Source organism: Sphingomonas sp. FG14 (assembly GCF_057809675.1).
The window spans coordinates 734048-746228 of the sequence record NZ_JBMDKK010000002.1; the positions used below are offsets into that span (position 1 = coordinate 734048).

Sequence of the window (12181 nt, forward strand, 5' to 3'; positions counted from 1 at the left end):
ATGTGAAGACGCCTGATGGTAGCGGAAGCCACAGGGCGTTCGGCGAGCGATCCACATGAAGGATTCGCCGGGGCCATGCCGCGTCTATGCGGGCAGAACCACCTTGGGCAGGGTGGTTTCGATCACCTCGTCATTCCTCTTCGACACGAAGAATGCGTTGCTCTTGTCATCGAGCGCAACGACCTGCTTCACGGCGCCATTCTCGAAATAGATGCCGGCGCGATCGTCGCAGGCATAGCCGGGCTTGAACTCGCCGCTTTTGATCTTCGAATGATAGAGCGGCCTGCGCCCCGCCTCCGCATCGTAATGGGGGCAATGGCTGCCGCTGATGAAACCCAGCCCTTCCACCGTCGACAGATCGCCGGGACGCGAATCCGTCGTGCCCTGTTCGAACCAGCACAGCGATCCCGCGCTGCCGCCGCCCAGCACTACGCCATTCTCCCAGGCTGTCCTCAGCGCCTTGTCGATGCCTTGCGCTTTCCAGACGGCGATCATGTTCAGCGTATTGCCTCCGCCGACCAGAATGGCATCCATGCCGGCAAAGACCGTTTCGAACGACTCCTTCTGGTTGTGCGAGGAGATGAAGGCGCGCTGCACAAAGGGCCTGATCGGCAATTTCGTGCAGATCTCGAACCACCGCACGATATTGCCCGGCGCATCGCCCGACGCCGTTGGCAGGAGGCATATCCTGGGATTTGCCTTGCCCGTGAGCGACGCCGCGTAGCGGATGAAACCGGCATTGAAGTCTCCTCCATAGATGAGGAGCTTCCGAACGGCGACCTCGGCGCGGGCACTGGATGGTCGCAACATCGGCAGGCTGGCAAATGACAGCGCCGCACCGGCGCGCAGGATATCCCGGCGGTTCATGATGCACCTCCCCCTCACACATTTCCAAGGCAACAAAGTCGCACCGGTTTGTCAAACCATGGGCTGGGATCTTCGGCTTTCCGGAAATCCGGCGGGGGCGGGGTGCGCCCGTGGTTCGCGAAGTTTATCCTAAAGGATGAGTGAAGCGGCCGCCGCCCAACCCACTGGCTGGTCACAAATCAGTCATATGACAGTCTTCGAACCGTCTCATAACTCGCACAAGCGCGTCACCAACCATCTCTAGGGCCGCAGCCGAGGGCGAAGGGGGCTGCGAGTCGGCCAAGCATATCGCCTCTCCACAAGCTCAAACCCCGGACCAGCCGGGAGCGGAGATATCATGGCCACGATCAAACGGATTAGCTCTATTCTTCTTGCCGGCTGCGCGTTTTCGACGCTGGCGGCGTGCGGCGCGGACGACGTCGCCTCGCCCGGCGATGGCGTGATCATCGTGCCGACCCCGACCCCGACTCCCACGCCGACCCCCACGCCGACGCCGACGCCTCCGGGCAGCCCGGCCGCCTCGTGCCCGACCGGCTATGTCGATCGTGGCGTTGTCGGCTCGAAGCGCGCGTGCGAACTGCCGACCCGCTTCTCGACCGACACGACCATCCAGAATCTGCCGGGCGTCGCCTATTCGATCTCGGGGCCCGTCAATGTTGGCACCGATGTCGGCGGCAATGGCAGCGCGGCCGGTGGCCAGGCCGTCACCCTGACCGTCCAGCCCGGCACGCTGTTCTTCGCCTCGGCGGGCAATGACTATCTGGTCGTCAACCGCGGCTCGCGTCTGAACGCGGTCGGCACGGCCAGCCAGCCGATCATCTTCACCGCTCGCGCCAACCTCGAAGGCACCACCACGGACGCCAGCATGGGCCTGTGGGGCGGCATCGTCATGCTCGGCCGTGCGCCGATCTCGGATTGTAACACCGCGGTCGCCGGTGGCAGCGAGAATTGCCAGCAGGTCATCGAAGGCACGACCAGTTCGCTTTATGGCGGCAATGTCGCGACCGACAACAGCGGCACGCTGAAATATGTCCAGATCCGCTATTCGGGCTTCGCGATCGCGCCGGGCAACGAGTTGCAGGGCCTCACCCTGGGCGGCGTCGGCAGCAACACCACGCTTGACTATATCCAGATCCACAACAGTTCGGACGACGGCATCGAGATCTTCGGCGGCCGCGCCAACCTGAAGCATCTGGTGATCACCGGTGCCGACGACGACAATCTCGACACCGATCTCGGCTATCAGGGCTTCATCCAATATGTCATCGCCGTGCAGAAGCCGGGCGGTGACGGCGACTCGATCATCGAAGCCGACTCGAACGGCAACGAGGACGCGCTGCCCCGCCAGTGGACCCGCGTTTCGAACATGACCGCGATCCAGACCCACAGCAGCTCGGGCGGCAACGCCATCCTGCTGCGCGGCGGCACCGACTACACGCTGGTCAACAGCGTGATCGTCACGCCGCAGTCCTGCCTCGACATCGACGAGACTGGCGGCACCACCACCCGTCCTGCGGACGCTGGGTTGCAGGATCAGGGCCCGCCGGTGTTCCGTTCGGTGGTGATGCAGTGCGGAACCGCCTTCCGCGCGGATGGCAACGAGGCCGCCGTGTCGACGATCTTCGGCAGCGGATCGAACAACAACAACTCGTCGTTCACCTCGACCCTCGCCAGCGTCTACATCAACGGCGCCAACGAGAGCGCGGTGACGCCGTTCGACGCGAAGACGCTGAACGCGTTCTTCGACACCACGGCCTATATCGGCGCGGTGCGGAACTCCTCGGACACCTGGTACGCGGGTTGGACCTGCAACTCCGGCTATGTCAGCTTCGGCGGCACCAGCTCGAGCTGCACGGCGCTTCCCACCACCTGATCGCCAACCAAGCGTGATCGGGGGACGGTGGCGCATGCCGCCGTCCCCCCTGTTCCATGAAGCCTCCGGGGGATCGTCCATGAAGAAGCCCATCGCGTTCGGGAGCCTGCTCCTGCTTACCTCGGCGCTCGTCGCGCCTGCCGCCGTCGCGCAGACGACCGAGACCACCCAGAGCCCGCCCCCGGCCTCGCCTCCCGCCGCCACGGCCGACGATGCCGAGGAGCCGGTGGACATTTCCGCACCCGGCGCGGGAGACAGCGAGGAAATCGTTGTGACCGGCCGCTATATTCCCGAGCCGATCCGTGCCACGCCCGAGGTGGTCTCGGTGTTGTCGGCCGCCGATATCGCCCGCACCGGCGAAGGCGACATCGCCGGCGCGCTGCAGCGCGTCACCGGCCTGTCGGTTGTCGGCAACGGCTTCGTGTTCGTGCGCGGTCTCGGCGACCGCTACTCGCTGGCGCTGCTCAACGGTTCGCCGCTGCCCAGCCCCGAGCCGCTTCGTCGCGTCGTGCCGCTCGACATCTTTCCGACCAGCGTGATCGCCTCGTCGCTCGTCCAGAAGAGCTACTCGGTGAATTATCCCGGCGAGTTCGGCGGCGGCGTGATCAACCTGACCACCAAGGCGGTGCCGAAGGAAGCGTTCCTGACCATCGGCTTCTCGGGAAGCGGTGATACTGAAACGACCGGCAAGCTCGGCTACACCTATTATGGCAGCGATCTCGACATGTTCGGGTTCGACAACGGCGCGCGCGATTTCCCCGCGCCGCTGGCTCAGGTGATGAAGGCGGGAACCTTCAATGCCACCAGCGCCGCACAGCGCCGCGATTTCGCCGCGAGCCTGACCAATGCGCCGACCACGCTGCTCCAGCGCAACGGTGACATTCCGATGAACTTCAGCGCCGATATCAGCGCGGGCGCGTCCACGGACCTGCCGGACGGCCGGATCGGCTTCATCGCGGCGCTCGGCTATAGCAACAGCTGGCGCACGCGCGACACGCTGCAGCAGACCTCGCTCGATCCGGAACTCGCCGGCATGCCGCAGCAGAGCTTCCGCAACGTCATCACGGACAATCGGATCGTCGTGAACGGCATGCTCGGCATCGGCGCCGAGTTCGGCGACCACAAGATTCGCTGGACCAACCTGTATATCCGTGACTCGCTGAAGCAGGGCCGGCTCGCGGCCGGTTATAACCGCAGCATCGCCGATCCGGATCCGAACCTGTCAGTCGCGCCGGTGCTCGAGCAGAACACCTATTGGTTCGAGCGCCAACTGATCGACACCCAATTGGTCGGCGAGTTCAAGTTCAACGACCTGAGCGTCGACGTGCGTGGCACCTACGCCAATTCGCAGCGTGAATCCCCTTATGAGCGGTCGATCAGCTACACCTATATGGGTGATGGCAATCCGAACACGAAGGGCATCAACGACGTCGACGACTATGTGAACAACCTGTCGAACGGCGGCCAATATTCGACCGTGGGCTTCAGCGACCTTTCCGAGGACGTTTATGCCGGCGGGATCGACCTGGCGTACAAGCTGCCCGGCTCGATGCCGATCACGCTTTCGGCCGGCTACAACTACAGCAAGACCAAGCGGACCGCCTCGCGCTATCTGTTCCAGTATTTCAGCCCGGACGGTCCGCTGCCGCTGGGCGTGTCGCAGGAGCGGCCGGACTATCTGCTGTCCGACTATAATATCTACACCTACAACATTCAGCTTCGCGACGTTTCGGGCGCCGAAGGTGCCGCCGCTTATTCCGCCGATCTGCGCGTCCACGCCGGTTACGGCCAGGCCGAAGCGGAATTGATGGATGGCCTGCGGCTCAGCCTGGGCGTTCGTTACGAAGACGGCGTTCAGAAAGTCCAGCCGATCGGTAATGTCGCCGCCACCAGCCTCTCCAACACCTATTGGCTGCCGGCCGCGACGCTGACCTGGAATTTCGCCGAGGACATGCAGCTTCGCCTGCACGGTTCGAAGACGATCGCGCGTCCGCAGTTCCGCGAACTCGCGCCGCAAATCTACCAGGATTTCGAGTCGGATCGCGAATTCACCGGTAACCCGTTCCTGACGGACAGCGAATTGATCAATGCCGAAGCGCGCTACGAATATTATTTCGGTCGTGGCGAACGGCTGACGGTTGCCGGCTTTTACAAGAAGATCGACAATCCGATCGAGGCGGCTGCCTATTTCGCGGGTGGCGGCCAGATGCGCGTCGGCTTCGCCAATGCGCCGCAGGCCCAGCTCTACGGTGCCGAGATCGAGGTGCAGAAGCATATCCCGCTCGACTCGCTGGGCGGTGACTTCTTCGCCACGCGCCGTCTCGTGCTGATCGGCAACTACACCTTCACCAAGTCGAAGCTGAAGGTGGACGACAGCCTGGTGATCGGTCCGGATCTCCAGCCGGTCGCCGCGAACCTGTTGTTCCGCAACGGTGCGCCGCTGACTGGCCAGTCGGATCACCTGGCGAATGTCCAGATCGGCATCGAGGATACCGAAAAGGTTTCCCAGGCGACGATCCTGCTGACCTATGCCAGCAAGCGCGTCAGCAATCGCGGTCCGATCCAGGGTGACCGCAGCCAGCCGGACATCATCGAGAAGCCCGGTTTCCGCGTCGACTTCGTCGTTCGCGAGGAAGTCGACTTCCTGGGGCTTCCGGTCGAACTCAAGATGGAAGCGCGCAACCTGACCGCGCAAAAGTCTCAGGAGTATCAGCAGTTCGGTGCGAACCGGATCGACATCAACACCTATAATGTCGGCCGCAGCTTCTCGCTGGGTGCATCGTTGAAGTTCTGATCGAACGGAATGTGATCTGAAGACGGCGCGAGAGGGATCTCGCGCCGTTTTTCAGTTCAGGCGGGCCAGGGTCTTTCCCTGAACCATTTGGTCACGACATATTTTGTGCCGGCGCGCACCTTCATGCCGTGATGCAGCGTCGAGGGATTGGGTGTTCCGTCCGCGCGCTGGTTGTTCCAGCACAGCAGCTTTCCGGTTTCCGGCTGGACCAGCTTGCCGATGGTCAGGAAACGCGTGGCGCCGCCGGCTTCGGGTTCGTTGAGGTAGAGCATCGCCGTCCAGGTCCGTTGCCCGGATATGGCGCAATGCTCGTCGAAATCCGTCCCCTTGGGTTCGAAATAGTCGGTATGTTGCTTGAATTCCTGCCCGACGGCGTAGCGCTGGCCCTGCAGCGCCTCGCCAAAGCGGGGATCGATGCCGAGAAAGGCCGCGATCCTTTCCTCCAGCCCGGCAATCACCGGATCGGCGCGGTCCAGATCGCAGGTCTCGCTGGTTCGATAAAGCGGGTCGCCGTTCGAATCGGCGATGGTGGAGGGGCGGCGGCGCGCATCGATGCGTTCCATGATCGCGGCGCATTCGTCGGGATCGGAGAAGCCCTTGCGGATGAACAGGCTGAGTTTGGGGCTGGGCACGCGCTGCACGCGCGGCTGGCCGATCAGATGATGGCCTGCATCCGGCCCGGTTCCATTGGCGATCATCGCTGTCATGCCACGGTTAAGCCCATGCGATGCGGCAATATCAAGCTGGAAATCGGGCGGTTGCCCGTTGAAATAATAGCGTCATATTACGGTCATCGACCGGCAACACTATCGCTCTAGCGGAGCGTGTCGCCGCGGGGGAAACCACATGCGTCTAAGTCTTGATGGCAGAGCCCGGCGCTGGTTGCGGAGCCTGCCGCGCGTCAATGTCTACAATACGGCCGAGGTCGCGCTGCTGGTGCTGCTCGCCGTCCAATGCGCGCGACTGGTCTGGACCGTCGTGACCCCGGTCGGGCCCCTTGGCGACTGGCGGCTGGCCGATCGCACGGCCGGTGCCGTCGCCAATCGCGCCGAGCTATTCCGCGGCTTCGATCCCTTTTTCCGGCTCGCGGGGGGCGGCCAGGGTGCCGCCGTCGTCACTTCGCTGCAACTGAAACTGTTCGGCACGCGAATCGACGAGGTCAATGGCCGTGGTTCGGCGATCATCGCCGGCCCGGATGGAATCCAGAACAGCATCGCTGTCGGCGATGAGATCATGCCGGGCGTGATTCTGAAAGGCGTCGCGTTCGATAGTGTGACCATCGATCGCGGCGGTACGATCGAACAGCTCTTCATCGACCAGTCGGTGCCGGCGCCCGAAGCCGCGACGGTCGCGCCGGCGCTGTCGCTCGATGGCAGCCAGCCGCCGGCGGCCGCTCCGCCGGGCGGTCGCACCATTTCCGCCGCGCAGCTTCGTGGCGGCATCGGTTTCGTGCCGCGCACCGATGGCGGCCGCGTCACCGGCCTGATCCTGCGCCCCAATGGCGACGGCGCGGCGTTTCGCGGCGTCGGCTTTGCCGAGGGCGACATATTGGTGGCGGTCAATGGCCAGCAGATCACCTCGGCTTCCGATGCCGAACGGATGATCGCTCAGGCCACGCCCGGCGCCAATGTCACCGCCAGCGTCGAACGCGGCGCGAACGTCATTCCCATCGTCCTTTCGATTGCGAGATAATGCGTAGAGTATTGACCGGCGCCGCAACGGCCATCGCGCTTCTTCTCTGTCAGCCCCTGGCTGCGCAGCAGACCACATTGAACGTGCGGGACGCCGACGTCCGCGCCTTCATCCAGGACGCCGCGCGCGTCACCGGGCGGACCTTCATCGTCGATCAGCGGGTGCAAGGGAAGGTCTCGGTCGTGACCGACCGGCCGCTTTCCAAGTCCGAATATTTCGAGGTGTTCCTGGCGACGATGCGCGCCAACGGGCTTGTGGCGATCCCGACGGGTGGCGGTGCGTTCCGCATCCAGCCAGCCGACACCGCCGCCGCCCAGCCGGGGCGCGTCGGTAGCCGAGGCAGCCAGCAGAATGCCTTCGTCACCGAAGTCTTCCGCCTGCGCTCGATCGATGCGGCGTCGGCCGTCGAGACATTGCGGCCGCTGGTCAGCAAGGAAGGCTCGGTCACCGCCAATCGCGCGGGCAATTCGGTGGTGGTCGCGGACTATGCCGACAATGTTCGACGCATCCGCCAGCTTATCCAGCAGATCGATCGGGACAGTGCCTCTACCACGCTGATCGCGCTGAAGAATGCGGGGGCGCGTGAGATCGCCACCTCTCTCCAGCAACTGGTGGGCAATGGCACCGCCGGAGCGGATGGTGCAGCGCGGGGACCGGCGGCGACGATCGTCGCGATCGACAGCTCCAATTCGGTGGTGCTGCGTGGAGATCCTTCGACGGTCTCGCGTCTCGCCGAAGTCGCGCGTGATCTCGACAAGCGCGCCGAGAGCGGCACCGAGATCCGCGTCTTCTGGCTCGAATATGCCGATGCCGGGCAGCTTCTGCCCGTGCTGCAACAGTTGACCGGCAATCCGGCGAGCCAGGCGACAAGCTCGGTGGGGAGCGATGCGAGCGCGGCCAAGAGCGCTTCGGGCGGCACGGCGGCGCCCGTTCAGACTCCAGCCGCCATCTCCTCGGTGCCGGCGGGGCAGGGGATACAGGGGCGCGCTCAGGCGATCGTCACCCGCTTCGAAGGCGCCAACGCCATCGTCATCGCGGCTCCGGCCGACGTGCAGCGCCAACTCGGTGAAGTGGTCCGCCAGCTCGATACCAGGCGCGAGCAGGTGCTGGTCGAGGCGATCATCGTCGAGATTTCGGACAATGCCGCGCGCAATCTGGGGGTGCAGTTCCTGTTCGGCGGCAAGCCGGGCAGCGGTGTGCCCTATGGTGTCACCAACTATTCGAACGCGACGCCCAATATCGCAACCATCGCTGGCGCGATCGCGGCCCGCGAGCTCGATCGTACGACCACCGTCATCAACGGCACTACGGTCACCACCAGCAGCGGCTCCGCGATCAGCGACCAGCTCCAGGCGGCGGCGGCGCAGCAATTGCTCGCGGCCAAGGGCGGTATCGCCGGCATCGCCTTCGATATCGGCAAGGATGCGATCTTCGGTGCAATCATCAACGCGGTGAAATCGGATTCCAAGTCCAACCTGCTTTCGGCGCCCTCGCTGATGACGCTCGACAATCAGGAGGCCAAGTTCCTCGCGGGGCAGGAAATCCCGGTGACGACAGGCGAAGCGTTGTCGGGCAATTTCGACAATGCCTTCCGCACCGTGCAGCGCCAGAATGTCGGTATCCAGCTTGAGGTGAAGCCGCAGATCGGAGCGGGGGGCTCGGTGAAGCTGTTCCTGCGCCAGGAAGTTTCCTCAATCGCTGGCCCCGTTTCCAATGATTCGTCGGATCTGATCCTCAACAAGCGCGAGATCACCACCACCGTCGTCGTCGATGACGGCCAGATCGTCGCGCTGGGCAGCCTGCTCGACGACAATGAGCGGCGGACGATCGAGAAGATCCCGTTCCTGGGAGACCTGCCCGCGATCGGTGCGCTGTTCCGTTCCAAGGCGCGATCGCGCGCCAAGACCAATCTCGCGGTCTTCATCCGCCCGACGATCATCAAGGGACGTGACGACGCCCAGACCATCGCCCAGCGGCGCTACGGCTATCTGCGCGATCAGCAATTGCTCGATCGGCCCGATCGCGAACCGACGCTCGACGAACTGGTCCGCGATTATATGGGCGCGCAGCCGCCGATCGCGGCAGCGCAGACCTCGGCGGATCAGGTCGTCGCGCCGCCGCCCGCCGCGGCGGCTGTGGAGCCCCGGCCATGAAGATCGCGCGGGGCGAAGCGCCTGAAGAGGCCTTGGTGGCATCGGCTGAGGATGAGGCCGTCGCACCGGTGCTCGTCGTCAACATCCCCTATGGCTTCGCGCGCAAATTCGGCGTGGTCCTGCTTGGCAAGGACGAAGGGCGTTTCGCGGTGGCGCTGCGCGACGGCAGCGATCCGCGCGCACTGCTGGAGATTCGCCGCTGGCTCGGCCAGCCGCTGGCCGTCGAGTCGGCGGATGCCGACGCGTTCGACCGGTTGTTGTCAGAGCGCTATGCGATGGATGGCCAGGCGGCCGCCATGGCGGCGGGGTCGCTCGGGCTTGGCGACGAACTCGATATGCTCGCGACCGATCTGCCGACCGCCGACGACCTGCTCGACAGCGCCGACGACGCGCCCGCGATCCGGCTGATCAACGGCATCATCGCCGAAGCGGCGCGCCAGGGTGTGTCCGATATCCATATCGAACCCTATGAGACCGGCCTGGTGGTGCGCATGCGCGTCGACGGCGTGCTGAGAGAGACGCTGCGCATGCCGGCGCATGTCGCGCCCGTGGTCGTCAGCCGCATCAAGGTGATGGCGCGTCTCGACATCGCAGAACGCCGCCTGCCTCAGGATGGCCGGATCGGCCTGACGCTTGGCGGCAAGCTGCTCGATGTTCGTGTTTCCACGCTACCCAGCCGCGCGGGCGAGCGCGTGGTGCTGCGTATCCTAGACAAGGAGAATGCCGGCATCACGCTCGACGTGCTGGGCATGACGGCCGACACCAACGCACTGCTGCGCGAAGCCTTGTCTGAGCCAAACGGCATCATCCTCGTCACCGGGCCGACCGGATCGGGCAAGACTACCACGCTCTATGCGGGGCTCCGCCTGCTCAACGACGGCACCCGCAACATCCTGACTGTCGAGGATCCGGTCGAATATGCGATGGACGGCGTCGGCCAGACACAGGTCAACGCCAAGGTCGGCCTGACCTTCGCCGCCGGATTGCGCGCGATCCTGCGCCAGGATCCAGATGTGGTGATGGTCGGCGAAATCCGCGACCGCGAGACCGCCGAAATCGCCGTCCAGGCTTCGCTGACCGGCCATCTCGTGCTCTCGACCGTCCATACCAATGACGCCGTCGGCGCGATCACCCGGATGCGCGACATGCGGATCGAGCCGTTCCTGCTCGCCTCCACCTTGCGCGCGGTGGTCGCGCAGCGGCTTGTGCGCCGGCTCTGTCCGTCCTGCCGCCGTCCGGTGCAGGCCTCGGGCTCGGTCAGTTCGCTGCTCGGCTTCGATCCGGGCACCGTGATCTACGAGCCGGTCGGCTGCGAGGACTGCAACGGCACCGGCTTCAAGGGGCGGATCGGCGTGTTCGAGGCGATCCGGATCGACGACACGATCCGCCGGCTGATCAATGACGGCGGCGACGAGGCGATCATCGCGCGCCACGCCTTCCTGAACGCGCCCAATCTTGGATCGGCGGCCCGCAAACTGGTACGAGAGGGACTGACGACTCCAGAGGAAGCCGTCCGCATCTCGCGGCGTGAGGCGTCCGATGCGTGAAGGCCGTCATGCCTGACTATGATTATCTTGCGCTCGACACCGCCGGGCGCGAACAGCGTGGCAGCGTCGCGGCGCCGAGCATCGACGATGCGCGAGCCCGGCTCGATCGCAAACGCCTCTATGTCGTCAGGATCGAGCCGGGCAGCGGCGCCGCGCCCAGGCCGCCATTGCTCTCGAAATCGATCTTCGCGCGCCGCAGGCTCGGCCCCAAGCAACTGACGCTGTTCACGCGGCAGCTCGCCACGCTCGTCCAGGTCACGCCGCTGGAGGAATCGCTGCGCACGATTTCGCGCCAGGGTGAGGAAGCGCATGTTCGCGCGGTTATCGAGGCCGTTCATGCGGGTGTGGTCGAGGGGCGGCGCCTGTCCGAGGCGATGGGGCGGCAGCCCAAGAGTTTCCCGGCGCTTTATCGCGCGATGGTCTCGGCGGGTGAGAGTTCGGGCACCTTGCCCGTGATCCTCGAACGGCTGGCCGATCTTCAGGAACGGCAGGCGCAGGTGCGCAGCAAGGTCATGAGCGCGCTCGCTTATCCGGTCGTGCTCGCGCTCGTCGCGATCGGCGTGGTCGTCGCGCTGATGATGTTCGTCGTGCCCAAGGTGGTGGAGCAGTTCGACACGGTCGGCCAGCAATTGCCATTGTTGACGCGGATGGTGATCGGCCTGTCCGAGTTCCTGGTCGGCTGGTGGTGGGCGCTGTTGGCGGCCGCCGCGATCATCGGCGTCGTCGGCTGGCGTGCGCTCAGGGATCCGGGGCTTCGCCTGCGCTTCGATCGGTCGTTGCTGCGCATCCCACTGATCGGCCGCCTGATCCGGGACCTTCACGCCGCGCGCATGGCGCGGACGCTGGCGACGATGGTGTCGAGCCGATTGCCCCTGCTCGAAGGGCTCAGCCTGACTGCACAGACCGTCCATAATCGCGCGCTGCGTCATGCCTCGGAAGAGATTGTCGAGGCGATCCGTGGCGGTGGCAGCCTGTCAGCCGCGCTGAAGCGCGCGAATGTGTTTCCGCCGCTACTGGTCTATCTCACCGCCAGCGGCGAGACGGCTGGGCGGCTCGATCTGACGCTGGAACGCGCCGCTGACTATCTCGAGCGAGAATTCGACGGCTTCACCGCCGCGGCACTGTCGCTGCTCGAACCCGCGATCATCGTCGTGATGGGCGGCATCGTCGCGCTCATCATCCTGTCCATCCTGCTTCCCATCCTCCAGCTCCAGTCGCTGGCGGGCATCTGAGGTATTGTCATGACGCGTCCAAC

At 64.8% G+C, this 12181-nt stretch carries 8 protein-coding genes; 6 read left to right on the plus strand and 2 right to left on the minus strand.

Annotated elements, in window-relative coordinates; all coding sequences use genetic code 11:
* Positions 1 to 84: 84 nt before the first annotated feature.
* Positions 85 to 867, minus strand: coding sequence for a Type 1 glutamine amidotransferase-like domain-containing protein (locus tag ACODTA_RS11580; protein ID WP_489066056.1), 783 nt, complete (start codon positions 865 to 867; stop codon positions 85 to 87).
* Between the two features lie 337 nt (positions 868 to 1204).
* Between ACODTA_RS11580 and ACODTA_RS11585 the strand changes: the two genes are divergently transcribed.
* Positions 1205 to 2740 (plus strand): hypothetical protein, encoded by a 1536-nt coding sequence (locus ACODTA_RS11585; protein WP_489066057.1) that lies wholly within the window; start codon positions 1205 to 1207, stop codon positions 2738 to 2740.
* A gap of 79 nt (positions 2741 to 2819) precedes the next feature.
* Positions 2820 to 5534 (plus strand): TonB-dependent receptor domain-containing protein, encoded by a 2715-nt coding sequence (locus ACODTA_RS11590; RefSeq protein WP_489066058.1) that lies wholly within the window; start codon positions 2820 to 2822, stop codon positions 5532 to 5534.
* 56 nt (positions 5535 to 5590) lie between these two features.
* Here the strand turns inward: ACODTA_RS11590 and ACODTA_RS11595 are convergent, their stop codons facing one another.
* Positions 5591 to 6241: a prolyl hydroxylase family protein gene (locus ACODTA_RS11595; protein ID WP_489066059.1), complete on the minus strand. Its 651-nt coding sequence runs from the start codon at positions 6239 to 6241 to the stop codon at positions 5591 to 5593.
* 139 nt (positions 6242 to 6380) lie between these two features.
* Here ACODTA_RS11595 and ACODTA_RS11600 point away from each other — a divergent pair, with 139 nt between their 5' ends.
* Genes ACODTA_RS11600 through gspF form a run of 4 tightly spaced genes read left to right on the plus strand, consistent with a single transcriptional unit; the run spans position 6381 to position 12158 of the window.
* Positions 6381 to 7226, plus strand: a complete 846-nt coding sequence (locus ACODTA_RS11600; protein WP_489066060.1) for a type II secretion system protein N — start codon at positions 6381 to 6383, stop codon at positions 7224 to 7226.
* The gene (gspD, locus tag ACODTA_RS11605) at positions 7226 to 9379 is read left to right on the plus strand and encodes a type II secretion system secretin GspD (RefSeq protein WP_489066061.1); all 2154 of its coding nucleotides are present in this window, start codon (positions 7226 to 7228) and stop codon (positions 9377 to 9379) included. The genes ACODTA_RS11600 and gspD overlap by 1 nt, the downstream gene beginning before the upstream one ends.
* Positions 9376 to 10926: a type II secretion system ATPase GspE gene (gspE, locus tag ACODTA_RS11610; RefSeq protein ID WP_489066062.1), complete on the plus strand. Its 1551-nt coding sequence runs from the start codon at positions 9376 to 9378 to the stop codon at positions 10924 to 10926. Before gspD ends, gspE begins: the two co-directional genes overlap by 4 nt.
* Before the next feature lie 8 nt (positions 10927 to 10934).
* Entirely contained in the window at positions 10935 to 12158 is a 1224-nt protein-coding gene (gene gspF, locus ACODTA_RS11615) for a type II secretion system inner membrane protein GspF (protein WP_489066063.1), read from the plus strand.
* The last annotated feature ends 23 nt before the right edge of the window (positions 12159 to 12181 follow it).